The sequence below is a fragment of the Glaciimonas sp. PAMC28666 genome, assembly GCF_016917355.1.
In the GTDB taxonomy this organism is placed as follows: domain Bacteria; phylum Pseudomonadota; class Gammaproteobacteria; order Burkholderiales; family Burkholderiaceae_D; genus Glaciimonas.
Genome location: NZ_CP070304.1, coordinates 4720815 through 4747383, shown reverse-complemented (window position 1 = coordinate 4747383; position 26569 = coordinate 4720815). Strand labels below are relative to the sequence as shown.

25 protein-coding genes are annotated in these 26569 nt (G+C 51.2%); 13 read left to right on the top strand and 12 right to left on the bottom strand.

Translation table 11 applies throughout. The features are described 5' to 3' along the window. Positions 1-382: 382 nt before the first annotated feature. Positions 383-1789 carry an MFS transporter gene (locus JQN73_RS20425; RefSeq protein ID WP_205320754.1) on the top strand — a complete coding sequence of 469 codons (1407 nt, stop codon included), beginning with the start codon at positions 383-385 and terminating at the stop codon, positions 1787-1789. Positions 1790-2069: 280 nt separating this feature from the next. Continuing rightward, positions 2070-2519, top strand: a complete 450-nt coding sequence (locus JQN73_RS20420) for an RcnB family protein (protein ID WP_205320753.1) — start codon at positions 2070-2072, stop codon at positions 2517-2519. Positions 2520-2799: 280 nt separating this feature from the next. Here the strand turns inward: JQN73_RS20420 and JQN73_RS20415 are convergent, their stop codons facing one another. The 4 genes from JQN73_RS20415 to JQN73_RS20400 form a co-directional block, all read right to left on the bottom strand. Beyond that, entirely contained in the window at positions 2800-5013 is a 2214-nt protein-coding gene (locus JQN73_RS20415) for a xanthine dehydrogenase family protein molybdopterin-binding subunit (protein ID WP_205320752.1), read from the bottom strand. Beyond that, entirely contained in the window at positions 5010-6017 is a 1008-nt protein-coding gene (locus tag JQN73_RS20410) for a xanthine dehydrogenase family protein subunit M (protein WP_205320751.1), read from the bottom strand. Before JQN73_RS20410 ends, JQN73_RS20415 begins: the two co-directional genes overlap by 4 nt. A 14-nt stretch (positions 6018-6031) precedes the next feature. Further along, positions 6032-6757 (bottom strand): (2Fe-2S)-binding protein, encoded by a 726-nt coding sequence (locus JQN73_RS20405; protein ID WP_205320750.1) that lies wholly within the window; start codon positions 6755-6757, stop codon positions 6032-6034. Between the two features lie 219 nt (positions 6758-6976). Next, entirely contained in the window at positions 6977-7441 is a 465-nt protein-coding gene (locus tag JQN73_RS20400) for a hypothetical protein (RefSeq protein ID WP_205320749.1), read from the bottom strand. A gap of 188 nt (positions 7442-7629) precedes the next feature. Here JQN73_RS20400 and JQN73_RS20395 point away from each other — a divergent pair, with 188 nt between their 5' ends. Then, a complete protein-coding gene (locus JQN73_RS20395) occupies positions 7630-7944 on the top strand; it encodes a hypothetical protein (RefSeq protein ID WP_205320748.1) in 315 nt (104 codons plus the stop codon). Positions 7945-8068: 124 nt separating this feature from the next. Here JQN73_RS20395 and JQN73_RS20390 read toward each other — a convergent pair whose 3' ends face one another. Both JQN73_RS20390 and JQN73_RS20385 read right to left on the bottom strand, forming a co-directional pair. Beyond that, entirely contained in the window at positions 8069-8398 is a 330-nt protein-coding gene (locus tag JQN73_RS20390) for a BON domain-containing protein (protein ID WP_205320747.1), read from the bottom strand. 359 nt (positions 8399-8757) lie between these two features. Further along, positions 8758-10107 carry an MFS transporter gene (locus JQN73_RS20385; RefSeq protein WP_205320746.1) on the bottom strand — a complete coding sequence of 450 codons (1350 nt, stop codon included), beginning with the start codon at positions 10105-10107 and terminating at the stop codon, positions 8758-8760. A 143-nt stretch (positions 10108-10250) separates the two neighbouring features. Between JQN73_RS20385 and cyoA the strand changes: the two genes are divergently transcribed. The 7 genes from cyoA to JQN73_RS20350 all read left to right on the top strand — a co-directional run bounded on the left by cyoA (position 10251) and on the right by JQN73_RS20350 (position 17181). Then, on the top strand, positions 10251-11174 hold the full coding sequence (cyoA, locus tag JQN73_RS20380; protein ID WP_205320745.1) for a ubiquinol oxidase subunit II: 924 nt from the start codon (positions 10251-10253) through the stop codon (positions 11172-11174). Between the two features lie 90 nt (positions 11175-11264). Continuing rightward, entirely contained in the window at positions 11265-13268 is a 2004-nt protein-coding gene (gene cyoB / locus JQN73_RS20375; protein ID WP_205320744.1) for a cytochrome o ubiquinol oxidase subunit I, read from the top strand. Continuing rightward, positions 13261-13896, top strand: coding sequence for a cytochrome o ubiquinol oxidase subunit III (gene cyoC / locus JQN73_RS20370; protein WP_205320743.1), 636 nt, complete (start codon positions 13261-13263; stop codon positions 13894-13896). Before cyoB ends, cyoC begins: the two co-directional genes overlap by 8 nt. Then, entirely contained in the window at positions 13893-14363 is a 471-nt protein-coding gene (gene cyoD / locus JQN73_RS20365; RefSeq protein WP_205320742.1) for a cytochrome o ubiquinol oxidase subunit IV, read from the top strand. Before cyoC ends, cyoD begins: the two co-directional genes overlap by 4 nt. Then, positions 14360-15304 carry an SURF1 family protein gene (locus JQN73_RS20360; protein ID WP_205320741.1) on the top strand — a complete coding sequence of 315 codons (945 nt, stop codon included), beginning with the start codon at positions 14360-14362 and terminating at the stop codon, positions 15302-15304. Before cyoD ends, JQN73_RS20360 begins: the two co-directional genes overlap by 4 nt. After that, on the top strand, positions 15288-16637 hold the full coding sequence (locus JQN73_RS20355; RefSeq protein WP_205320740.1) for an ATP-binding protein: 1350 nt from the start codon (positions 15288-15290) through the stop codon (positions 16635-16637). The genes JQN73_RS20360 and JQN73_RS20355 overlap by 17 nt, the downstream gene beginning before the upstream one ends. Beyond that, positions 16627-17181, top strand: coding sequence for a response regulator transcription factor (locus JQN73_RS20350; RefSeq protein WP_205320739.1), 555 nt, complete (start codon positions 16627-16629; stop codon positions 17179-17181). Before JQN73_RS20355 ends, JQN73_RS20350 begins: the two co-directional genes overlap by 11 nt. 90 nt (positions 17182-17271) lie before the next feature. Here JQN73_RS20350 and JQN73_RS20345 read toward each other — a convergent pair whose 3' ends face one another. Beyond that, entirely contained in the window at positions 17272-17973 is a 702-nt protein-coding gene (locus tag JQN73_RS20345; RefSeq protein WP_205320738.1) for an SDR family NAD(P)-dependent oxidoreductase, read from the bottom strand. A 183-nt stretch (positions 17974-18156) separates the two neighbouring features. Next, positions 18157-18837 carry a DotU family type IV/VI secretion system protein gene (locus JQN73_RS20340; protein ID WP_205320737.1) on the bottom strand — a complete coding sequence of 227 codons (681 nt, stop codon included), beginning with the start codon at positions 18835-18837 and terminating at the stop codon, positions 18157-18159. Between the two features lie 436 nt (positions 18838-19273). Here JQN73_RS20340 and JQN73_RS20335 point away from each other — a divergent pair, with 436 nt between their 5' ends. From JQN73_RS20335 to JQN73_RS20325, 3 genes are all read left to right on the top strand, one after another. Beyond that, the gene (locus JQN73_RS20335; RefSeq protein ID WP_205320736.1) at positions 19274-20005 is read left to right on the top strand and encodes a FadR/GntR family transcriptional regulator; all 732 of its coding nucleotides are present in this window, start codon (positions 19274-19276) and stop codon (positions 20003-20005) included. A gap of 140 nt (positions 20006-20145) precedes the next feature. After that, positions 20146-20901, top strand: a complete 756-nt coding sequence (locus tag JQN73_RS20330) for an SDR family oxidoreductase (RefSeq protein ID WP_205320735.1) — start codon at positions 20146-20148, stop codon at positions 20899-20901. Positions 20902-21019: 118 nt separating this feature from the next. Then, positions 21020-21880: a fumarylacetoacetate hydrolase family protein gene (locus JQN73_RS20325; protein WP_205320734.1), complete on the top strand. Its 861-nt coding sequence runs from the start codon at positions 21020-21022 to the stop codon at positions 21878-21880. A gap of 120 nt (positions 21881-22000) precedes the next feature. Here the strand turns inward: JQN73_RS20325 and JQN73_RS20320 are convergent, their stop codons facing one another. The 4 genes from JQN73_RS20320 to JQN73_RS20305 form a co-directional block, all read right to left on the bottom strand. Beyond that, on the bottom strand, positions 22001-22312 hold the full coding sequence (locus tag JQN73_RS20320; RefSeq protein WP_205320733.1) for a hypothetical protein: 312 nt from the start codon (positions 22310-22312) through the stop codon (positions 22001-22003). Between the two features lie 248 nt (positions 22313-22560). After that, positions 22561-24069: a DegQ family serine endoprotease gene (locus JQN73_RS20315; protein ID WP_205320732.1), complete on the bottom strand. Its 1509-nt coding sequence runs from the start codon at positions 24067-24069 to the stop codon at positions 22561-22563. A 250-nt stretch (positions 24070-24319) separates the two neighbouring features. Continuing rightward, positions 24320-25660: a HAMP domain-containing sensor histidine kinase gene (locus JQN73_RS20310; protein ID WP_205320731.1), complete on the bottom strand. Its 1341-nt coding sequence runs from the start codon at positions 25658-25660 to the stop codon at positions 24320-24322. Further along, a complete protein-coding gene (locus JQN73_RS20305; protein WP_205320730.1) occupies positions 25657-26337 on the bottom strand; it encodes a response regulator transcription factor in 681 nt (226 codons plus the stop codon). The genes JQN73_RS20310 and JQN73_RS20305 overlap by 4 nt, the downstream gene beginning before the upstream one ends. Positions 26338-26569: the final 232 nt, after the last annotated feature.

Genomic DNA, 26569 nt, shown 5'->3' with positions numbered 1-26569 from the left:
TATGGGAATTTAGTTAACAAAACAATCACAGAATAACATATCAACTGGATTTAGTGAAAGATTAAAAATAGGCAATACTCTGGAGTAACGTTGGGGTGAACGATGGAGCAATAAAAGAGGACAGAGGGGTAATCAATCCTTTGCTATCAACCAGCGGACATCACCGTTGATGTCGTTTATGGCCCCCGCGGATAGTGTTCTCTATCTTTCTGATATTAATATAAAATTTCTTCAAAGAAATTTTATATTAATAACTTGCGTGTCGATTCAGATGCGCTGAAATGGCGAAATCAGCTTATCATCGGGGCTATTTATTTTTATAAATTACCACCAGCATCCGGCTATCGTAAGGCTGTTGAATGCAATCGATAAGGAATCAACGATGAAATCGGCACAGTCGCCTTCACTGGGAATTTTATTAGCGACGAGCTTTGCTTTTGTCATTGTTCAGTTAGATGTGACCATTGTGAACGTCGCTTTGCCGCAGATTGGCCAGGAACTGAGGGCCAGCGTAAGTGATCTGCAGTGGGTAGTCGACGCTTACACGCTGGGCTTTGCTGTTTTTCTCTTGTCGGGCGGCGTGATGGGCGACAAGTTCGGCTCCAAACGCGTCTTCCTCTGCGGGTTCGTGCTTTTCGCATTGGCTTCTTTGTCCTGCGCCCTGGCCCCGAATGCTACCTCGCTCAATATTGCAAGGGCAGTGCAGGGGGTGGGTGCCGCATTACTTGTACCAAGTTCCCTGGCGATTCTTAATTTCGCTTACGCACACGATAAAAAGTTACTTGCCAAGGCTATCGGCTGGTGGACCGCAGCTGGCGGTGTTTCGATAGCCGCCGGACCTGTGGTTGGTGGTTTACTCGTGTCCAGTATTGGGTGGCGCAGCATTTTTTGGGTCAATGTTCCCATTTGTATTGCCGGATTTTTGCTCACGCGTAAAATCGTGCCGCTTATGCCGAGCAAAGACACCGGACGCTCATTCGACGTGCCAGGTCAGTTATTAGCAATTGTCGCCCTGACCGGATTTATAGGTGCGGTCATTGAGATTGAGCCGCTGGGTATATCGCACCATTTTGTGCAAGCCGGTTTTGCTCTGGCCTTTATTTCCGGCGCGGCATTTTTGATCGTTGAACAACGCTCAAAGGCACCGATGTTGCCGTTGCGTTTGTTTCGTCAGCGCAGTTTTTCCGGAGCGGTCCTGTTTGGCGTACTGGTCAATTTTTCGTATTACGGCGTGATTTTCATTTTAAGTTTTTATCTACAAAAAGTACGTGGATTTTCTGTCCTGCAGGCGGGGCTGATTTTTCTGCCGCTCACCGGCACGTTTATCATTTCGAATATCGCTTGTGGATGGATGGTGGCGCGTACCGGCTTGCGTATACCCATGATGTTGGGCGGGCTGATTGGCGCGGCGGGGTATGCGATGCTGGGGGCAATCGGAATATCGACGAGTTCCACCTTTCTTGAGATGTTGCCGGGGTTGGCACTAATTCCCGCCGGTATGGGACTGGCGGTCCCGGCAATGACGACCTCAATTTTATCGAGCGTGGAACGGCATCAGGCGGGCACCGCGTCTGCTATCCTCAATACCGCGCGACAAGTTGGCGGCGCGATGGGTGTTGCCATTTTCGGCGCATTGATCGCCTCTGGTTCCACCTCAGACATCATTATCAACATACGGTGGGCCATGTTGACTTCGATGGTGATGTTACTAATGGCCGCTGTCTTGGCGTATTGGTGCAAAATTGGGGTAATACACCCACGGTTCGCTTCGCAACCATCGCATAATTGATGCATCAAAGCAGGTGAAGACAAGTGGGCTATTTTGAACTTGCGCGGTCCATTTTCAAACAGGATTCGTTTCGATTAAAGAATGGTGGGTTGACGATCGCCCAAGCTATTACTTCTAAGTAATGAACTGTCTCACGTTTTATCGGTCTATATTCAGAGACTTTTTTTTCAATCTTAACGATCAATCAAAGTCGTTTAGGGCGGGTCTCTTCGGAATCAGCATATGGTGTTCGCCACATTGCTGCATGCGCATAAAGCTTCACAACATAATGGAGTCCAGCATGAAAAGTAAAATATTTATTTCCACCGTCATGGCATTATCATTGTCTGCGGGAGGATTGGCTTTCGGTCAGGATTACGGGAATCGGAATGATCGAGACCACGATAATCAAGGGCGCAATAATCAAATGCAACATGGTAACGACCGAGACCACGATAATCAAGGGCGCAATGATCAAATGCAACATGGTAACGACCGCAGGGGAAACGATCACCGCAATAATAACTTCGATGCTCGCAGAGACGAACGGGGAGCCGGCCCTGAGCATCAATTTCACCGCGGAGAGCGGCTTCCTCCAGAATATCGTAACAATCAATATGTGGTCGACGATTGGCGCGGGCACCATCTAAGTGCCCCACCGCGCGGCTATCATTGGGTCCAAACCGGGGGGGACTATGTTTTGGCCGCTATTGGGACCGGCATCATTCTGCAGCTTCTGTTGAATAATTGAAGCCGGCCACATTTAGCTTTAGCCAAAATCATTAACGCACATTTCTAAAGAATCGGGCGCGCATGCGCTTGTAAACTGAGCAAATCACGTACAGACCATTCTAAAGTCGCTCCTTCAATAGCGAACCTTTGATCGCTGTTGAAGGACGCAATCTCGGTGCAGGTCAGTGCTAATTTGGGTCATTAGGACGTCCCAATGACAGATCGGATCACGCACAAGAAAATGATGACCAGCTCTGCTAATGCGCTGTGTTAACATGCCTTTCGACGCCAGATTCGCCCTAAGTCATCACCTTATCCAAAGTAATCGGCAAATCACGAACCCGCTTGCCGGTCGCGTGATAAACGGCATTGGCGATTGCCGCACAGACGCCGGTAATCCCAATTTCTCCAATACCTCGCGCACCCAATGAATTAATATGGGGATCATTTTCATCCACGACCATGACCTCGATAGAGTGTACGTCAGCATTGACCGGAACATGATATTCGGCAAGATTGCCGTTGACGGCACGACCAAAGCGCGCATCAATATTGGTTTCTTCCATCAGGGCCATCCCGATTCCCCAAACGATACCGCCCATCAATTGGCTATGTCCCGTCTTTGCATTAAGTAACTGACCGATACTATAACTGGCCACCACGCGTTCGACCCGGGTTGTACCCAGATCGGGATCAACATGGACTTCCACAAATACCGCCCCAAATGAATGAAAAGCGTATTGTTTTTTTTCATCACCAGGTTTTGCATCCATCGTTGCCACGACCGGGGAACCGCCATGACGTGCAATGACAGCAGCAAAGGATTCTCGTCTCTTTGGATCGGTGCTGGATGAAAGCCAACCGTCCTCGACCAAAATATTTTCCAGCGGCACGCCAGACAGCGACGATCCCGGATCGGCAATAGCCAGATTAATAAGTTGCAGGCGAGCTGCCAGCGCCGCAGCCCTTACTGCGGGTGCAACGCTAGCGGCCGATTGCGAACCGCCGGACACCGGCGCTTTCGGCATTTGAGAGTCACCCAACAAAAATTGCACTTTATTGAGCGGCAAGCCGAGCGCATCCGCCGCTACCTGGGTCATGATCGTATAGGTGCCTGTGCCTAAATCCTGCGATCCCGAACGGACGATGGCAGACCCATCCGCCAGAATGGTCGCGCTTGCTGAAGCTTGACTCCGATTGGCCGGGTAGGTTGCGGTTGCCATGCCCATGCCCACCAGCATGCCATTCTTTTGCATGGAGCGAGGCTGTGGCGTGCGGTTGGCCCAACCAAAGCGCTCGGCGCCGGTGCGGTAACATTCGCGCAATGATTTGCTTGACCACGGCTTACCATCTTCCGGATTCTTGTCAGCGTAGTTTTGGAGTCGCAAGCTGATTGGATCTATCTGCAACGCGTACGCCATTTCATCAATAGCAGATTCTAGCGGAAAGGTGCCACTCGCTTCGCCCGGAGCGCGCATAAAGGTAGGTGTCGCAGTATGAATTTTCGTCAAGCGATGGCTGGTTTGCTGGTTAGGACAATCGTACAACATGCGCGTTGTCAATGCCGCCGTCTCCAGCCAGTCTTCCATGAATGAGGTGGAAGCGATGACTGCGTGCTGCATTGCAGTGAATTTGCCGCTGGTGTTTGCCGCCAGCATGAAGTGTTGCTCGGTATTGGGACGATGTCCAACCGGACCAAACATTTGAGGCCGTTCGAGTGACAACTTCACGGGGCGTCCCATTTCGCGCGCGACCATCGCCGCCAACACCACATGGGACCAGGTCGACCCTTTGCAACCGAAGCCTCCGCCAACGTAGGGACAAATAACGCGTACGTTTTCTGGTGATATTCCCAGCGTTTTGGACACGGTGGTTCGTACGCCAGAGACATATTGGGTGGCATCATAAAGGGTTAAATGATCGCCATCCCACGCCGCAATCGTTGCATGGGGTTCCATCGGATTGTGATGTTCCATCGGCGTGCTGTAGACCGCATCGACCAACGCCGCGGCGCCACGCCGTCCCGCTTCGAGATCACCTCTGTTGGTATCGGTAGCTTCATCTTTTGCTTTTTTTGGCGAGAAAACATTATTTTTTGCGACCGCAAAATCGACTAAAACATCTTCCTTTTTGAAAGTAAACCGAACTTGCTGCGCCGCCGCTGCGGCATGTTCCAATGTATCTGCAACCACCACGGCAATCGGCTGATTGTTGTAATAAATCCGGTTATCCTGCAGCAAGTTTAATATTCTTCCGGCTGGCGGGGAGCCCGCACCTCCCTTACCGCCAGCCGGGAGTTTGGGCGCTGTCACATGCGTCATTATCATTAAGACGCCTTGCATGCTGGCTGCGTGCGCTGAGTCAATGGACATGATGCTGCCGCTGGCAATGGTACTGGTGACAAGCACTGCATGGGCCATACGTGGCAACGGGTGCTCCGCAGAATAGAGTGCCGTGCCGGTCACTTTCGCATGTCCATCAGTGCGGCTTATTGCCTGGCCTATTGTATTCATACAATCGCTCCTTGCTGTCCCGCCTGCTGTCCCGCTATGTGCAGCGCACGAATTATCGCGCGCTGCGCCAGCGCAATTTTGAAATTATTTTCAGAATATCCATGCGCGCCGCGTACAGCTATCGCCGCTGCGTTAGCGCGCGCATTGTCATCTAAAGGATGACCGAGCAAAACTTGTTCTGCATCGATGGCACGCCAGGGTTTATGGGCCACACCGCCCAATGCCAGCCGAGCCGAACGTACCACGCCATCGCGCAGTTCTACCGCGGCTGCTACAGAAACCAGCGCAAATGCATAGCTAGCGCGGTCGCGAATCTTTAGGTAATGGGAGTGCATTGCAAACGGCGATGGCGGCAAGTAGATCCCCGTAATTAACTCACCCGGCATTAGCGTAGTGTCCAGCTCTGGTGTGTTGCCGGGCAGCCGGTGGAATGCATCGAACGGGATGCGCCGTTCACCTTGCGGGCTTCGCACAGTGACGATAGCATCCAGCGCCGCCAGCGCAACGCTCATGTCGGACGGATTCACTGCGATGCATTGTTCACTGGCACCGAGGATGGCGTGAATGCGATTATGGCCTTCTTTAGCGCCGCATCCAGAACCCGGAATGCGTTTATTGCACATATCGAACGCGGTATCGTAAAAATAATAACAGCGTGTACGCTGCATTAAATTCCCTCCGATCGTTGCCATATTGCGTAACTGCGGCGAAGCGCCGGATAGCAATGCCTGCGTCAGCAAAGGATAGCGTTGTCTTATGAGTGGATGATTAGCCGTATCGCTGTTGCGGGCCAAAGCGCCGATTCGCACACCACCATCCGGTAGTTCCACGATATCAGCCATCGCCAGATGCGTGATATCCACTATCTTCAGAGGTCGCTCGACGCCACCTTTCATTAAGTCCAGCAAATTGGTGCCGCCACCGATAAACTTCGCACCCGGTTGCGCTCCCAGCTTTATAGCCTGCTCGAGATTTGTCGCACGATCGTAGGAAAAAGATTGCATGAGGACTCCGCTGGTTAAGTCTCGCTATGTGGCATAACAATCGCTTGTCGAATCGCCGTGACGATGTTCTGGTACGCGCCGCAGCGGCAAATATTGCCGCTCATACGCTCACGGATTTCATCGTCCGTAAAAGATACCGACAGTAATCGGACGTCCGGCGTTACTGCGCTGGCAGTATTGGCGCGCAATTCATCCAACATCGCTTTTGCCGAACATATCTGTCCAGGGGTGCAATAACCGCATTGCAACGCATCGCAATCGATGAATGCCACTTGCAGGGGATGTAGATTTTCTCCCTGCGCCAGGCCTTCGATGGTTTGAATTGCTTTGCCATCTTGCATAACGGCCAGTGAGAGGCATGAGTTGATGCGTTGACCGTCGATGATCACGGTGCACGCACCACATTGTCCGCGGTCACAGCCTTTTTTTGTGCCGGTTAATCCAATTGTTTCGCGCAAGGCATCGAGTAACGTGGTTCGTGGCTCAAGTGATAATTGATGCCGCATGCCGTTAATGTTTAACGTTACTGGTTGCGGTGGAACTAGAAGCAATTCGGCGTCGGAAGGGCGACTTTTTTCCACGGTATTCTGTGATTGCGCCATCACTGTGGGTGCGGCCGCAGCCGTAGCGGCCCACATCGCCGATTGCATGAAGTTTCTCCGTCCCCGATCAGGCGCTACATTGGACGAAGCCTTCGGCGCTTCAGTTGGACTATGCTTGTAGACAAATTCTTTGGGCATACGAACCTCACAAATTAGTGGAACACACATCTCAGGTGACGGTTTTTTCTTGCATCTGTGCATTTGTTAATCTAGGGAATTACCGATGCTTGTTGTTTGAAATTGCGCCCCGTCTATAGTGGTGCGCTGCCCCTCAAGAAAAAAGGCAGTAAAGATGCTTTCCATGCTGAATTTATGACTGAAAGCAGCTCAAAAACCATACCAAAAAATCTTCGTCTATTAGTTGGCGGGCCATTCAAAAACCTTTGCATGGGCCTGGCCTTTTGCTGGGATCTGAACGGTTTCCACAATCTTGCTGTCACCAACTTCAGCCTGGATTTGATAAGTGCCGGGACGCGGAAAACTGATCAGCATCATCGGCCCGGAACAGGTAAATTGGAGCGGCATCTGGCCATTCTTATCCTTGATAGCAATCCTGATATCCGCGAGATAGCTGCCGTCGCGACGGGCAAAGGTTGACATTAAATCGTAATTTTTAGCGATCTGTTTCAGATAGGCTGACTCATCCGAACCCACGCCACCGCAGACATACCTGTAACCGCTCTGATTTTTCTCATGAACGTTGACGCCAGAAGAGGGCGCCGATTCGGCCGGTTGGATGTCACCTGGAGCGGGATTTTGCCCTAATGCGATGTCGGTTGACGTCAGACTTAAAACGATTAGCATGAGATTGATCGCTTTCATGAACGCAACCTCCTGAAAATGTCATTTATCGATGACTGCATCTTGTCTCTAACCGGATTCCATGATGTACAAATGCATGTGCAAATAGAGATGCCCTCAGGTGGAATTCAGGTGCGCAATACGGACGTTAAAACATCCGTATTTTTTGTCGGCAGCTAATTAGTCCATGTTCTTAAGGAGATGAATTCGTGCTGGTACCATCGCTTGCGGCTGAAGGCGTCGAAGTTGCACCCGGTGCCATCGCAGGCGCGTTAGGTGAAGGCGAGGTCGAATCAGCAGGGGCCGGTGCCGGCGTCGCCGGGGTGGTGTCCACTGCTGGCGCCGTCATGGATGCCGCCGGGGATGAGTCCGCTGCCGATGAGTCGCCTGTTTTCTTGCAGCCGACCAACAAGGTTGCAATGATCATGGTCGAAATAATTAAAGGTTTGGTTAACATATTCGCTCCCTGTAAAGATGGATTAGTCAAAATAAGGCTACTTTTTTCACACTTTTGTTATCGATAATCAGGTCCTGTTGTGCGGATACTGAATAGAGATGGTGAAACCAACATCGGCTGCACTTCTTCCTCCATCCACGTGTTTAATTTGACCGATCGACGTCGATAGGATTACTTGAACCCGCGAACTCCTAGTTGTCTCCAGTGACTCTGATAGAGTTACGAACGGAGTTGACGCCGTCTGTATCTTTTGCGATGGATTCGGCTCGGTTCATTTCCGCTCTGGTAGCGACCGTCCCGCTCAATCTCACCACGCCATTACTGTCCGTCTCGACTTTAATATCTTTTGCGTAGGACATCTTTTCAGCAGTCAATTTGGATTTTATTTTGGTGGTAATAACGGAATCTTTAACGACCAGTCCTGGTTTTGAATGCGTACTTACATCGTCGTCAGCAGAATGCGCCATCGGTGCCAGCAAAACACCAATTGCAAGGCAGGTTGCGGTCAGCTTGATTTTCATGATCTCTCCCTGTATTGAAAGTTGATTCCAAAAACGTCAGACCTGATGTGATGAGTGTAAATATATGTGAAGCGTTTGTTGCTAGACTTATTTCATCAACAAATGTTCCGTGAAAATGCAGTTTTATTCAATCACCAACAGTGTTGTATTTAATACAACATTGTTATTTGATAAGTCTAGTTGAAATGATAGATTTTGCAAGGTGTAGTTTTGGCAAAAAAAAATGCCGAGAAGACTATTCTCGGCATTTCATTAGATCGAACAACAACAGTGGCGTGCTTGAAATTTTTGCTTATAACGCGACTAACTATTCCAGCTAAATTGCTTCAAGATCAGAGCCTTAGGTAGCCAGTTGTCTATTAATCCCGAATCTCTAAAGCCCGATTGAGGCTCAAGGCTGCCAATGAACACGCGGCACCCGATAACAGGTAAAAACTGACATAGGCGAGGCCAAAATGGGCGGATAGTCCAAGCGCCACCAATGGGGCGAACCCTGCGCCTACCAGCCATGACAGATCCGATGTCAGGGCCGCACCGGTATAGCGATATTTGGGAAGAAAATTGGAGGTTACGGCCCCTGCGGCTTGACCGTAAGACAAGCCCAACAAACTAAAGCCGATCAGGATGAAGATGTTCTGTCCAAGTTCGCCGCCGTTCATTAACGTCGGAATAAACCCGCTGAGCACCGCAATCAATATTGCGCAGCCTCCGAGCGTGGTCCGACGGCCTAAGCGATCAGCAATTAGTCCGGAAGCAATCACCCCTAACGCCATGAGGCCTGCACCGATTACCTGAATCACCAAAAACTCACTGGTCGAACGCAATGAATATAATGTAATCCAGCTGAGTGGAAACACGGTGACCAAGTGGAACAAAGCATAACTGGCCAACGCCGCTAACGCACCAATGATCAGATTGCGTCCCTGTGATTTGGTCATCTCAATAGCATTGGTCGGCTCCAATTCGCGTTCGTCGAGCAAACGGGCGTATTCGTTGGTAGAAACCAGGCGCAAGCGCGCAAAAAGTGCCACAACGTTAATAGCAAACGCGACATAGAAAGGATAACGCCAGCCCCAATCAAGAAAATCGTCGGTAGTCAGGTTCGATAACATGTAGGCAAACAGGCTGCCAGCAATCATGAATCCCACCGGAGCGCCTAATTGACCAAGCATGGCGTACCAGCCGCGTCGATTCTGCGGGGCGTTAAGCGCCAGCAAGGAGGGTAGGCCATCCCATGAGCCGCCGACAGCAATGCCTTGTCCGATACGCAACAGAGACAATATGACGATCGAGGCAAAACCCAAATGTTCGTATGCAGGAAGGAAAGCGATGCCGGCAGTCGAAATTCCTAGCATAAAGAGTGCGGCTGTGAGCTTTACCTCGCGCCCGAACTTGCGCTGGATCGCCATGAAAGCAATGGTGCCAAACGGTCGCGCAAGGAAGGCAAACGAAAATATGACGAAGGCATACAACGTTCCTTCCAGTCGGGATTCGAATGGGAAGAAAACCGACGGAAACACCAGAACCGACGCCATGGCGTAGACAAAAAAGTCAAAGTATTCCGAAGCGCGGCCAATGACCACGCCAATGGCAATCTCACCCGGCGCGATCTGGGTGTGATCGGATTTCTTGTGGTGAACATCAGAACGCGTCGAATCTAGATTAAAATCGGCTGGAAGTTCGCTATTATGGATGTGAATGCTGGTCATGATTAGTTCTCAAATTAGGTTTCGGTATTGAACGGGACCAACCCTAATGTCGCTAGCGAGGGTAGGACAAAACGTCCAATTGCCAAGGCATACCGCTAGAGGTACATTATCATATTTTGTTGCTTCGACTGGAATATTCCTGCATGGTTTCTCTAATTGCTCGTCGCGGATGGATACTCTTACCCGCCTTTTTGTTGGCCGGCTGCAATACGGTGCTAATGAACCCATCGGGGGATATAGCCAATCAGCAAGGCCACCTTATCGTCGTCTCAACATTGTTGATGCTGTTAATCATCGTACCGGTGATTGCGCTCACGATATTGTTTGCATGGCGCTATCGTAAAAATAACACCAAAGCGGCCTACGAACCGGATTGGGACCACTCGACGCAGCTTGAACTGGTGATTTGGGGAGCACCGCTGCTCATCATTATCGCGCTTGGCTTGTTGACCTGGATCAGCACCCATACGCTGGACCCATACAGAAAACTAACCCGCCTGGATGCCACGCGCCCGATTCCCGCAGAGACCAGGACGCTAACGGTTGAAGTGGTGGCACTCGATTGGAAATGGTTGTTCATTTATCCAGAACAAGGCATTGCCACCGTCAATGAATTAGCGGCGCCTGTCGATGTCCCGATTCACTTCAAAATCACCGCGTCTTCAGTGATGAATTCATTTTTCATTCCTGCACTCGCTGGTCAAATTTATGCGATGCCCGGCATGCAGACATCGCTTAATGCTGTGATTAACAAGCCCGGCGAGTTCGAGGGATTCTCCGCAAATTATAGCGGCGCAGGCTTCTCGGACATGCGTTTCAAGTTTCATGGCATGACTCAGGATAATTTTGATAAATGGGTGCAATCAGCTAAAACAAGCGGCGATACGTTAAAGCGTGTCGACTATTTGCAACTCGAAAAACCTAGTCAAAGAGATCCAGTGCGTCATTACGGCACGGTCGATGCTGACCTTTATCATGCAATCGTGAATCGGTGCGTTGAGCCGAACCAGTTGTGTATGGACAAGATGATGGCGACTGGAATGAAGATGGATGCCCCTCATGAGTAAATCCCTACAAGAGGGCTGTGTAGCGCGCCGCCCTGCAGACAACGGCACAGCAGCAAGCGCCGCGTTCCTCTTTTTCCTCGGAAAGTAACGATGCTAGACCACATTAATCTGACGAAGCTTATCTTCGGCCGTCTCACCTGGGACGCCATTCCCTATCACGAACCTATTCTGCTTGCCACTTTCATTATGGTCGGTGTTGGCGGACTGGCAGTGTTTGCTGCGATAACCTATTTCCGTCTATGGGGAACTTTGTGGCGCGACTGGTTTACCAGCATCGATCACAAACGCATCGGTGTCATGTATATAGTCCTTGGTTTAATTATGCTGCTGCGTGGCTTCACCGACGCCTTGATGATGCGGGCGCAACAAGCGTTTGCCTTCGGCGGCGGGGACGGCTTTCTCCCCCCCCATCATTACGACCAGATTTTTACGGCGCATGGCGTCATCATGATCTTTTTCGTTGCCATGCCGTTGGTAACCGGTTTGATGAACTATGTGGTGCCGCTACAAATTGGCGCCCGTGACGTTGCTTTCCCATTCCTGAACAATTTCAGCTTCTGGATGACCGCTTTCGGTGGCGTGTTGTGCATGGTGTCTTTATTCATCGGTGAGTTTGCACGTACGGGATGGTTAGCGTATCCGCCGTTGTCAGGCATATTGGCGAGTCCGGATGTGGGGGTCGACTATTACATCTGGTCATTACAGATTGCCGGGGTGGGAACCTTGCTGTCCGGTATCAACTTGCTGGCAACCATCGTCAAGATGCGTGCGCCGGGCATGAACATGATGAGAATGCCGATTTTCACGTGGACAGCATTGTGCACCAACGTACTGATTGTCGCCGCCTTTCCTATTCTCACCGCTGTTCTGGGCATGCTGGCGCTGGATCGCACGGTCGGAACCAATTTTTTCACCAACGACATGGGCGGCAACGCCATGATGTACGTCAACCTGATCTGGATCTGGGGCCATCCTGAGGTATACATTCTGATTTTGCCTGCGTTCGGTGTGTTTTCGGAAGTCGTCGCTACTTTTAGTAGCAAGCGGTTGTTTGGTTATACCTCGATGGTCTACGCTACCGTGGTGATTACGATCTTGTCCTATCTGGTCTGGCTACATCACTTTTTCACCATGGGTTCAGGAGCGAGCGTCAATTCATTCTTCGGTATTACGACGATGATTATCTCGATTCCGACCGGAGCAAAGATTTTCAACTGGTTATTCACCATGTATCGCGGTCGGATTCGCTTTGAAGTGCCAATGCTCTGGACCATGGGCTTTATGATCACTTTCGTTATCGGTGGTATGACCGGCGTGCTGCTGGCGGTTCCACCAGCCGACTTCGTGTTGCATAACAGTCTGTTCCTGATTGCGCATTTTCATAATGTGATTATCGGTGGCGTACTGTTCGGCATGTTTGCCGGTATTAACTACTGGTTCCCGAAAGCATTTGGCTACAAGCTCGATGACTTCTGGGGCAAGTGCAGCTTCTGGTTCTGGACGATCGGCTTCTACTTTGCCTTCATGCCACTTTACGTACTCGGGCTGATGGGTGTCACACGACGTTTGAGCCGCTTTGAAGATCCGTCATTGCAAATCTGGTTCCAGATTGCCGCGTTTGGTGCGGTCCTGATCGCACTGGGCATCGGGTCATTCATTGTGCAATTGGTTGTGAGCTACCGTCGTCGTGAATCATTGCGCGATACTACTGGCGATCCTTGGGGTGGCCGCACGCTGGAGTGGTCGACGTCTTCACCGCCGCCGGACTACAACTTCGCATTCACACCGCGGGTTCACGATAATGACGCCTGGACACATATGAAAAGCGAAAATTTCGAGCGACCAAAAGAGGGCTTTGTCGCGATCCACATGCCGAAGAACACCAGCGCCGGATTTATCATTGCGGCTCTCAGCGCAGTGGTCGGTTTTGCCGTGATCTGGCACATGTGGTTGCTGGCTGGGGTCGGCTTCGTAGCGATGCTAGCTGCGGTCATTGTTCATACTTTCAATTACAACCGCGATTATTTCATTCCGGTGGACGAAGTCGTCCGCGTGGAAGATGCGCGCACACGACTGCTGGGTAGCCATGTCTGAACTTTCTACGTCAACCGCTAGCGCTGCAGGCGCTGTCCCCAGCTCGCATTTTTACGTGACCGAGCATCACCCGGAAAACGGCACACTACTGGGATTTTGGCTCTATCTGATGAGCGACTGTCTGGTGTTCGCCGCATTGTTTGCGACCTATGCCGTACTGGGACGTAACTATGCCGGTGGCCCCACCGGTGCCGAACTGTTCGACCTTCCATTGGTGGCGTTGAATACGGCATTGCTGTTGTTCTCGTCGATTACGTATGGTTTTGCGATGCTGGAAATGCAGCGCAAACGGGTGCGCGCTACGATGATCTGGTTGGCGATTACTGGCCTGCTGGGTGCTTGTTTCATCGGCTTTGAACTCTATGAATTTATCCATTTGATTCATGACGGAGCGGGACCGCAACGCAGTGGTTTCCTGACGTCTTTCTTCGCCCTGGTAGCGACACATGGTCTGCACGTGAGTTTCGGCATTGTATGGCTGGCGACACTGATGTTTCAGGTGCGTCGCCATGGCCTTACACCAGAAAACAACCGTCGGTTGATGTGTCTCTCCATGTTTTGGCATTTTCTTGACGTTGTCTGGATCGGCGTCTTCACCTTTGTCTACCTGATGGGAGTGCTGCCATGAGCGGACATCAAGAACATCCTGCGCACGGCCCCCAACATGGTCACCATGAAGATGATCACGTCGACCATGGCAGCCTGAGAACGTATGTTACGGGCTTTGTGCTGGCAGTTATTTTGACTGCGATTCCGTTTTGGTTGGTGATCGGCAAAGTATTCGACAAGTCGAGTACCACTGGCCTGGTTGTGCTGGGGTTCGCCGCGGTTCAAATCGTCGTGCACATGGTGTATTTCTTACACATGAACACAAAGTCCGAAGGTGGTTGGTCAATGTTGGCGTTGATCTTCACGGTGATGCTGGTCTTTATCATGCTAAGCGGTTCAGTTTGGGTGATGTACCATCTGAATCACAACATGATGCCCGGCGTGATGACGGAATCTGCACAAGAGACTGTTCCTGAATCAATTCTGCAATCTGCTCCCGAGTCGAAGGACATGAGCAAAATGCACAACATGCACAATATGCCATGAACCCTGTGCCGCGTGGTACGGCGGGCGATAAATCACCGGGACGGCCTGTAACATCAGCTGCCCGGGATGCTTCTCCTCGCTCCCGGCCTGCGGCCATTCGTATTTTTTTAGGAATTTGTGCCGCTCTGCTGGTTTTAGGCTTTGTCGCACTTGGTACCTGGCAACTCAAGCGCCTGCAATGGAAACTCGACCTGATAGAACGCGTCGACCAGAGAGTTCACGCTCCCGCCATAGCCGCTCCGGGTTTAGCGCAATGGTCAGGCATCAATGCGGATGCCGACGAGTATCGCCATGTGCGCGTAACCGGAAAGTTTCTTTATCCACTCACGGTGCGGGTTCAAGCTTCAACTGACTTTGGTAGCGGATTTTGGCTACTTACACCGTTGCGCAGCGAGGATGGCAGCGTCACACTGATTAATCGTGGCTTTGTTCTTCCCAATTTCCAAGACAAACACGATAGCGCCGGAGTATTGAACTCCGCTCCATTCACCAACTCCGCCGACCCTGATAATTCCGCCAATTCGGTGGTAACGGGGTTACTTCGTATGAGCGAGCCAGGTGGTGGTTTTCTTCGCCATAACGACCCTGCAAATAATCGCTGGTATTCCCGTGATGTTCACGCCATTGCGTTGGCGCGCGGCCTGCGCTCTGTGGCACCTTACTTTATAGACCAGGAAGCAGGCAACCTGCCTTCAACGGAAAAGGGCGACGCCAACAGGTCGCGTCAACCGGTTGCCGGTTTGACGGTAATTGCTTTTCCCAATAATCATTTGGTGTATGCGTTAACCTGGTTCGCACTCGCATTGATGTTAGCGGGCGCTGGATTCTGGGTTGTGCGCGACGACCTGCGCTTGCTTCGTGTGCGCCGCGAAAATGTTGGCAGGGCTATTGGCTCCGGCCCCGGCATCAATCGTGAAAGTGAAGATGCCAACAAAAAATGACACCCTTATCCCAACAACGAACTTAAAAGAGTTATGGGCGGAAGCGACGGGCTTTGAAAATGCCGCAGGGCACAACAACATGCTGCAGTTAATTCAACTGCGCTGGATTGCAGTGTTTGGACAGATCACAACCATCGCTATTGTGATTCTCGGTTTTGATATCCACCTTCCTTTACCGCAGATGCTACAGGTATTGGCGTGCCTGATTGCCTTTAACATCGCCAGCCACCTGCGTTGGCATGAACAGCGCGTGGTGAAGAACGGTGAGCTCTTTCTTGCGCTTTTGGTGGATGTTGGGACCCTGACGTTCCAGTTGCATCTTAGCGGCGGCACCACCAATCCTTTTGCGTTTCTCTATTTATTACAGGTGATTTTGAGTGCTGTGTTGCTCGAAGCCTGGTCGACCTGGACGATCGTCGTTATCACCATTGCCTGCCTGGCTAGTCTTTCTTTATTTTCCGATCCGCTGACATTACCACCGGATCATGGCAATGGATTGTCTAACCTCTATGTCGAAGGAATGCTGATCTGCTTTGCGTTGATCGCTGCGTTACTGGTGATTTTTATCACGCGCATTGGTCGCAATCTTCGTGCCGGTTATGCCCAACTCGCCGACTTGCGCCAGCGCGCCGCCGAGGAAGACCATATCGTGAGGATGGGCCTGTTAGCTTCCGGTGCCGCGCATGAGCTGGGTACGCCTTTAGCGACGTTATCCGTCATTCTTGGGGATTGGAGGCGTATGCCCGAATTCAGTCAAAATAGTGAATTGCTGGAAGAAATCCGTGAAATGCAGACCCAGCTAACCCGCTGCAAGTCCATCGTTAGCGGCATCCTGCTGTCAGCCGGAGAAGCACGTGGGGAATCATCTGTAAAGACCACCATCAATACTTTTTTGAGTGATCTTGTCGAAGATTTTCGTGCTACCCGAGCCATCGTCACTTTTGTCTATAAAAATCATATAGAGCATGATATGCCGGTGGTGTTTGACTCTGCATTGAAACAAATGATTTGTAACGTATTGGATAATGCCCTCGAAGCTTCTCCCCGCTGGCTATGCCTGGAAGCAACGCGTGAAGCCGATGCATTAACGTTATTGGTGACCGATATCGGTCCCGGATTTGCCCCAGCGATGCTAACGCAGATAGGCAAGCCTTATCAGTCCAGCAAAGGGCGACCGGGCGGTGGGCTGGGATTGTTTTTTGTCGTGAATGTTGCCAGAAAATTGGGCGGTACCGTCGACGCACGCAATCGGGAAGAGGGTGGCGCGGCGGTAAAACTCAGCTTACCGCTTGCTGCGATCAGTCTCGAAGAGGCAGCCCTGAATGTCGACTGACCCCCTTGACCGCCTTGAGCGTCTATTATTGATCGTTGAAGATGACGCCGCATTTGCGCGGACCCTTGGACGTTCGTTCGAGCGTCGCGGCTATACCGTATTGCTTGCCGCAAACCTGGTGGAAGTTGCCGCATTATTGCTTCTGCATACGCCTGGCTATGCGGTAGTCGACCTCAAACTTAACAGCAACACCTCCGGGCTGGTCTGCGTCCAACTGCTTCATAAGCACGATCCCGCGATGTTGATCGTGGTGCTGACTGGCTTCGCTAGTCTTACCACGGCGGTGGAGGCCATTAAACTCGGCGCGTGTCAATATTTGGCCAAGCCTTCAAACACGGACGATATTGAAGCTGCCTTCGGCCATGTTGCTGGCGTGACCGAAGTCGAAATACCCAACCGCGTGACGTCGATCAAGACGCTGGAATGGGAACGTATTCATGAAGTTTTGGTGGAGACAGATTTTAATATCTCTGAGACGGCGCGCCGCCTGGGAATGCATCGGCGAACACTAGCGCGAAAGCTGGAAAAACAACGTATCAAATAAAGCAGCCATTAAAATCAACCATAAAATTGGCCACTAAGTTAGTCACAAAGTCAGATACTAAGTCTGCTGCTGAGTCCGCTGACAATTTAGCTACCAGGGTAGCGTCGCGCCATTGTATGCGTAAAATCGCCCGGTATCGGCTGCTGTAAGTTTGTCGATGACGTCCAGCATATCTCTGGCGGCCGCATCGGCCGTGCGTCCAATTTGTGCCCCGCGAAACGGCTCCGATAATCTTGAATTAACCGTGCCGGGGTGAAGGGCAATCAACACTGCGCCGGGTTTCGTTCTGTTGATTTCGATCGCAGCCGTTTTGATGAACATATTCAATGCTGCTTTAGAGGCGCGGTAGCTATACCATCCACCCAAACGATTATCTCCAATACTCCCCACCTTGGCCGAGAGAATCGCCATCACACCTCTTTCGTTATCCAATAACTTTGAAAAATGGCGCATCACCAGCGCCGGACCAAAAGCATTTGCCCGGAAGGTTTCCATCATTTGATGATAGGACACATCCGCTAGTCTTTTCTCCGGCATAAAGTCGGAGCTGTGGAGTATACCGGCGGCATTGATGATCAAATTAAATGGCCCTTTGACGGCCAGCGTCTGGGCTGCCTCGGCAATACTCTCTTCACGGTCAAAGTCGATCGGCGGTTGGGATTGCCGGTGGAGGGCTGCGATAAGCGAACAATCCGGATTCGATTCCAGCACGCTCACAAAAGCTGCACCAAGCGCACCGGTCGCACCGATGACTAACGCTTTGAAAGGACGGGGAAAAGAATGCAGTTGCATGAATACTCCAGGCTCGAATGTAACCTCGAATGTAACCTCGAATGTGACGCGTTCTGAAAAAAATGAGGGTTCCAGCAAACAAGCAGTTTGCTGTCTTTCCTGAGAGACTGGCTGGCAAATTCACGGCTGTTAAATCTATTATTGCTAAAGCCCCTATGACAGACGTATTTTACGTTTTTGTTCCTACCAATGGGTCAATATTTCTTCTAAGGTCTCCCCCACTAAAAAATAGAGTAATAGCGTCACTAACGCAGTTATGCCGGCCAATACCCACGGAGATAGTGTTGGCAGCAACAAACCACCAATTTCAAAGAATTTTTTTTTATCCCCTGCATCATTGCTCGCAGGCTGTTCGAGGGAATGCGTTGAGCGAAGCGTATCAATTTGCGCATCGAGTTGAGCCATTAACGCGGTTCGTTCTTTCTCGTCGGCTAACTTGTATCGGCCACTGAAGCCCAGGTGGAGGATCGCGCTATAGCACTCCAACATGGCGAGGTTCGGCGATATTTGCGCCATGCGCGCTGCGAGACGTTCATAGATTCGCTCTCCTGCATCGCGATGTTGAAATAAGGCGAAATGCAAAGGAGAGGCACGCCATTTCAATTTTACATTTTCTGGCAGGTGGGACATCACCATTTCATCAATTAAACCGCATTGCGCATACACCGCTTCGTGTCTGACATCGTCAGCTACTTTGCGATGTTCTAAGGCGTGATCAAATATAGCGATCAACTTCAGGCATTCAGCGCTGAGATGCTCCATGGATGCTGGCTCTGCGTGCTGCGCAAGTAGGGCGACTTTCAATGCAGTATCGCGCAGCAGGGCACCGATTGATAACTTTAGATGCGATGTGGATAGTGTCATTTGCTGATTCCTCCGGTAGTGCTGAGGCGCCTGGATATTGCTCTGATCGGTGACTTAGTCCATTGCGCAGCATAAAAATCTTTGTCGTTCGAGAGTGCCCATTTGTTTTAAATGCTTTTGAGGAGAGAAGGTCCTAACAAGACCAGGAACGAAATCCGCACCAAACCAATCTATCAAGCCACTGAACGTTTCTAGTTTGATACAAAAAAATAGTTCAGGGTCATAAAAGTTATGTATTTCACAATAACTAACATTCTATAGTTGTTTTTTTGATAATTCAAGGATTAATTTAAAGTTCAAATTTGTACACACCTGCCGTTCAAATCCAGCGCATCCAGGGCTCAATCAAACCGCCAGCGGGATTGACACAAAGAAATTTCGGCCCTATTCTTCGTTTATTGGTCTTACCACTGAATTTCAAAGTGATCTCATAGATATGTCATTCGATCCCATCATTCAAACCTCGGTTGCCGAGCAAGTAGCGCAACGACTCTTGCATATGATTCGCACTGGGCAGCTCAAGCCCACTCAGCAATTGCCGCCGGAACGGGAGCTGGCAAGCATGCTAGGGGTAGGGCGTCCAGCGGTGCGTGAGGCCATCCGAGGCTTGTCACTATTAGGATTACTTCGAATTCGTCATGGAGAAGGGACCTTCGTCGGTACGTTGCAGCCGCGTGAACTTCTTGAACCGTTAGAAATGATTATCGATCTCAACGCAGGCAGTCTGGATGCGCTGTTCGATTCGCGCATCATTATTGAAAGTGGCGTGGCGGCTTTGGCGGCAATCCACATCAGTAACGAACAGTTGGATTTTCTGGCAGCTACGGTGCAAAACGAAGCCACGTTACTCAGCGATGGAGCCACTTTTGCCGCCGCCGACGTTGCCTTTCACGAGGTGATTATTGATGCCTGCAACAATCCTTTCATGCAAAGTATCGCTGGTAGCTTGTACGTATTAGGAAAAAAGAGTCGCGCCATCACTTCCAGTATTCCCGCAGTTTTGAAGCGTAGTCTTCAAGATCACCGCGATATTCTGGCGGCGCTGCAGGCGCGTGATCCGGATCGCTCCGCGCAAGCCATGCGCAGTCACCTGATGCGGGTACGCGATGGCTATAAAAAGGCTAGCCAAAACACCAATGTGGCCCAGACACATTCGCCGCTCACGTAAACCACCATTTTTTAATCTTCATACTTCTAATCGCATGCACGGATCGCAAGCCCCTACCTTATCCGCGCTGTTAATTGCTGCTGGCGCACGCTGGAAGTTCAGCGTTGTATTCCTTCACCATTATTTTCCAGGAGTTCTTCATGACCAATCGTTTAGCTGGAAAAACTGCGCTGATTACGGCCGCTGCGCAGGGTATCGGCCGCGCCACCGTCGAGGCGTTCCTGCGTGAAGGTGCCAACGTGATCGCCACGGACATTAACGAAACGTTGTTAGCCGAACTTGCAACGCTACCGAATTGTGTTGTGCGCAAATTGGACGTCACTAATAACGAGGAAGTAAAAGCAATTGCGGCCGAGTTTGGCGCCATAGACGTTCTGTTTAATTGTGCCGGGTTCGTCCACCATGGAACCATTTTAGAGTGTGATGAAGAAGTCTGGAATTTTTCCTATAACCTCAATGTCGGTTCAATGTATCGCACCATTCGCGCCTTCCTGCCGGCCATGCTGGCCAATGGCGGCGGTTCGATCATAAATATGTCCTCCGCCGCATCCAGTATTAAAGGGGTGCCGGTACGTTTCGCTTACGGTGCCACCAAGGCAGCAGTGATCGGATTAACGAAATCCGTGGCAGCCGATTTTATTTCAAAAGGCATTCGCTGTAACGCGATTTGTCCGGGCACGGTGGAGTCACCGTCTCTGCGCGGTCGTATCGCTGATCAGTCTCACAGTAGCGGTCAGAGCGATGAGCAAGTGCGGCAAGGATTTGTGGCCCGGCAACCGATCGGCCGCTTAGGTAGAGCGGAAGAGATCGCTGCGCTGGCGTTATATCTGGCCTCGGATGAATCCTCATTCACCACGGGTACCAGCCAAATTATCGACGGTGGCTGGTCAAATTGATCTGATCCAGACGATCTTCGCTCAGTCTCAACCAATGCGCGCAAAGTATCAAACCTTTCTTCGAATTTGGCATCAGACTTATTTTGTATCCATTTAAAATTAACAGCAGGAGTCTATTTTGAAATTATTACGTCACGGTCCAAAGGGCCAGGAGAAGCCAGCGGCAATTGATGCCAGCGGCAAGATACGCGATCTGTCATCGATCATTAGCGATATCAATCCGGATGTGTTGTCGCCTGCAGGTTTAGATAAATTACGCGCGCTGGACCTCTCTATCTTGCCTGAAATTGAAGCACCGCAGCGCATTGGCGCTCCCTTTACCGGACTTGGAAAGTTTGTTTGCGTCGGACTTAACTATAGCGACCACGCAGCAGAATCGGGCTTAGACGTTCCCGCCGAACCAGTGCTGTTTAACAAATGGACCAGCTGCTTCGGCGGACCTAACGATCCCATCGTCATGCCTAAAAATTCAGTCAAAACCGACTGGGAAGTTGAACTCGGGGTCATCATCGGCAGCAAAGCGCGCTATGTGAATGAAGCAGACGCATTGACCCATGTCGCAGGTTACGCGGTGATTAATGACGTATCCGAACGTGAGTACCAGATCGAACGTAGTGGTACCTGGGATAAAGGCAAAGGCTGCGACACATTTGGTCCGGTGGGGCCTTGGCTGGTAACAGCCGACGAAGTTGGTGACCCACAAAATCTTGCCATGTGGCTGGAGGTTAACGGTAAACGCTACCAGAATGGGACCACCAAAACGATGGTTTTTAATGTAGCGTTTTTGGTGCATTACATCAGCCAGTTCACCACGCTTTATCCTGGTGACATCATTTCAACGGGTACACCACCCGGCGTAGGAATGGGCCAAAAGCCCCCGGTCTTTCTGAAAAATGGCGATGTCGTGCGGCTTGGGATCGAGAAATTAGGTGAGCAGCAGCAAACAGTGCACACGTGGAATGCCGGATTGCTTGATTAAAAACGTCGACTGCGTTGGTGATCTCGAAGCATCGACGCAGTTAAATCGGTTTTTCCGTTGTTTATCCATTCGCGTGGGTCAACGCAGGCGGCGTATATCGCCGCTATAGTGACTCCCTGGCTAAGCAATCACGACTGCCATAAAAACGGTCGACAAGCTCAGTAAGGTTAAGCCTATGATGAAAGCGCCATCGGCATAATTTTCAAGTCGGGAATTCCCGGCGGATCGCATCGCAGCATAGGACAGCACGCCGCTGGTCAGAAACACCAGGCTATTGACCGCCAGTAAATGCCCGAGCCGCAATGCCAGGCCATGGAACCGGGCTAGTTTAATAATCGAGAGGGCGGTAATGCAGACACCAATCATCGTGGCTGAAGATGGCAGGATATGTTGCGACAGGTTATTGACGTCTTTCGAACTCACTTTTGACATTTCGATTCCTTCATAACCCGTCATCTGTTAATGATGCAGGTAGCTTTTGAGGCGCGCTTTGTCTTTGCCGCTCAGCCTTCGCATCCTGTTATTGCGCATCGTTCTCGGTAACTTTACCTAATTTTTTCCATGATTGTTAATAAATGACGAGTGGCCCTTTGCCAATTTCCTTGCCCTCACTATTCAATTTGCACAAAGACCGCCGGGTCAAAAACCGGGCGGCCCAATACTATCCAACGCAGGCAATATTAGCTCAATGTAAGCGGGACGAAAATCTTCTGTCCATCCCGTTGGACCAACAAGGCAACGTTCTTACCTGCTTTGTTCGCCAACTGTCGCAGTTGTTCGGCGCTACTCACCGCAGTGCCGTTGACCGATAGGATCACATCGCCGGCCTGGATTCCGGCTAAAGCAGAAGGACCGGATACTTCGCCCACTACCAAACCACCGGTGACACCGGCCTGTTGCCGTTCGTCAGGACTCAACGGCCGCACGGCCAAACCAAGCCGACCTTGCGCGCCACCGTTTGCATCATTCGCCGCCAGCTTGCCGACCTCCATCTGACCGACTTTGATGGCTAGCGATTTAGGCTTCCCATTCCGAACTACATCAATATTGGCTGTGGTTCCAGGTTTGGAATCGGCAACGAACTCGGGCAAATCGGCTGAACGATCAATTTGTTGGCCGTTAAATCGCAATATAACGTCGCCCGTTTCGAGCCCGCCTTTTTCAGCCGGGCCGCCTTTATCAACCGAACCGACTAAAGCCCCTTCGGCCTTCGGCAATCCAAACGAATTTGCCAACGCCTGATCGACTTCTTGAACGCTGACTCCAAGGTGACCTCGGGTTACCTTTCCATGTTGTACCAACTGCTGCTCGACATTCATGGCGACATTAATCGGAATTGAAAACGACAGTCCCTGATAGCCGCCGGTCTGGCTGTAGATTTGCGAATTGATTCCGATCACTTGTCCCTTGATATTAAATAAGGGTCCCCCTGAATTACCAGGGTTCACGGCAACGTCCGTTTGAATAAACGGCACATAATTATCGTCCGGCAAAGAGCGCGATTTGGCGCTCACAATGCCAGCTGTAGCGGTATTTTCAAAGCCATATGGCGACCCTATGGCTAGCACCGGTTCACCCACTTTGGTCAGCGCAGGATTGCCAATCTGTACTATCGGCAAATTTTTTGCCGCGATGCGGATGACGGCTATATCGCTCTGCTTGTCCGAACCCAGCACCTTCGCCTTGAACTCCCTGCGATCAGTCAACTTAACCGTCACCTCTTGGGCTCCGTCGACCACATGCGCATTGGTCAAAATTAAACCGTCGGAGCTAATGATGAAACCTGAACCTAAACCACGCATGATTTGTGGCCCGTGCGGAATTTGTAATTGCGGGCCGAAACGCTTGAAGAATTGAGAGAGAGGATCATTAGGGTCTAGCTGTCCAGAGCCACCTTCGGTGCTGGATGCATCGCTCGCCTTCGCACTGCCGGTCACACTAATATTCACCACGGCAGGGCCGGCCCGCTCAACAATAGAAGAAAAGTCTGTTGGCATAGCTATTACGTTACCGGTAGGAGCGGCCACGGGTGGGGAGGGCGGAGTGGATGCCAGTGGCGTAGTCACAACGTTTGCGGCATTGGCATCGCTGATACCTGAGCCAATACCGTTGGAATGGACGTATAACCCCGCAACGACAACCAGCACCGCGGCGGCGATAGTGCTACGAGCAAATGTCTGACGATTCATGCTGCACTCCTTTGAAAGTGGATGGGTTCTGTCGCTCCGCCATCTCATCAGTCTTGCTGCCAGGCACCGAATCACAAAGTGCCAGGTCAGCAAATGATGACCGACGCGGAAACAAACATCCCGTGCAATACAGCATAAATTCAAAGAATTAAGCCAGACTTAAGAACTTACAAAAAAGCATACAAAATTAAAAAAATATGCAATTTAGTCGTCGATTCTTTTTTTGCTGGTTGCCGCCATGCATAGTTCTTCAAACCTCAAAGCGTACGCTTGCGCCTAAGCCGGTAACGGCGTTGCTGGTGTGGACGGTATTGCCTGGGTTTATGACGTTGCTCAAGGTCACCGTCGCGTGGTGGGCGTCCGCTATCTGTTTGACGATGGCCAGACCTAATCCGCTTCCATGAAATTGCCGCTGATTGACAGACGCGCGATAGAAGCGATCAAACACCCGAGGAAGATCCGCGTCCGGTATGCCGGGTCCGCTATCCCGTACAGTCACTGTTACCGCATCAAGGTCCGCGGTGATCGATACGTCAATGACGCCATGTTCTGGCGTGTGACACAGCGCGTTATCGACCAGATTATTGAACAGCACGCGTAACGCGTCCACGTTTCCCAAGATAGTCGCCTGCGTGGCGGTGGTGATGCCAAGATCGATATTGCGGGCGACCGCAGCGGTAGAAAAATCACCCACTACGGATTGAAGCAACGCTGTCAGGTCAGTGTCCGCAAACGCCGGCTCGAACGCGCCCGGTTCCTGGCGCGCCAGAGTGAGCAATTGCGTTAGCAGGTGCGTTGCACGTTCCAGTCCTCGTTTAAGGTCCGAGAAGGATGCTTGTCGATCGACATCACTGACCGCACGTTCCGCAAGCTGAACCTGTAACCGCAGCGCCGTGAGCGGGGTTCGCAGTTCATGCGCTGCATCAGCGACAAAGGCGCGCTGTGCATTGATCGCCACGCCGAGCCGGGCCAACAGATCATTAAGAGCTTGCGTCAACGGTTGTATCTCTTGCGGCAGACCAGCATCCTCAATCGCCGCCAGCGAATGGAAATCGCGTGTCTGGACTTCCGCAGCTGCGCGCTTGATGGGTGCCAGCCCGCGCCCGATGACCACCCAGATCAGTAACCCCATCAAAGGGAGAAGCAAGAGTAACGGGGCAACGGTCCTGACGGCCATTTGCGCCGCAACGATTTGTCGCGCCCTTTGTGGCTGTGCAACTTGCACCACGGTATGACCGATCTGAGCGCTATACACCCGCCAGATGCCGTTATTTTGTTGAATATTGGTAAAGCCAAGTTCGGCCTGCAACGGAAGCGTTGCCCGCGTATGCGAATGGTAAATGACCACGCCGGTATTGTCCCAAATCTGAATCATGATGTCGTCGGTTAACTCTGGCGCAACGTCGTGATCGGAATCAATAGGAGAAAAGGCCTGCCGTGGTAACGAGGCGACGATCTGTTTCATTTGATAGTCGAACAATGCATTAGCTTCGCTACGCGCTTGAAAGTAGAGCGCTATCCCTGCCAGCAAAATGGCGCCGCTCAATCCTAGCGCTAACCATAAAAGCAAATTGCTGCGTATAGACTTCATTTGGACGCCGCTTTATTGACCGGGTTATTGACCATATAGCCGACGCCGCGCACATTCTTAATGAAATCACTGCCCAACTTTTTACGTAATGCATGGATATACACTTCCACTGCGTTACTCTCGATACTGTCATCCCAGCCGTACAGCTTTTCCTCCAGCTGCGCCCGTGACAGTACCGCACCGGGCCGGTCCAAAAAAGCCCGTAACAGCGCAAATTCACGCGCTGACAGGCTAACTTCGCTGCCTTGGAGCCGCACCTCATGCGTGGCGGGATTTAGCGTGACGTGACCAACTTCGATAATGGGATCGGCGCGCCCGGATTGGCGTCGCAATAAGGCGCGAATGCGTGCTGCCAACTCTTCCAGATCGAACGGTTTAATCAAATAATCATCCGCACCGGCATCCAGCCCCGCGACCCGATCCGATATGGCATCCCGTGCCGTCAGGACCAAAACGGGAATCCGGCAGCCATGTGCCCGCAGCGACTTCAACACCTCCAGGCCATTTTTTTTCGGCAATCCAAGATCAAGCAGGAGCAATTCATAATCTTCCTGTGCGACTGCGGCTTCGGCAGTTTTGCCGTCCTGCACCCAATCCACCGCAAATCCATCCAATCGTAGCCCCTTGCGCACGGCTTCACCGACCATCAGATCATCTTCGACCAATAACAGACGCATGGGAGTTTTCCTTAATTTAAGTCACTTGAGGCGAACTTTATGACGCGGAGCAAAAAATGCGTATTTTGAAGAGTTTAACCTTAAAGAATTAAGCGACCCTTAAGATATTGCCGCCCAGAAGCGGCATAAAGTGATGTCGCAGCAATGTCGCTGGAGACATTCGCCGATTTTTTCTTGAGCGCTTTTACCGAAGTGGCCGAAGTGCGAGTAAACTTATCATATCGCGATGATA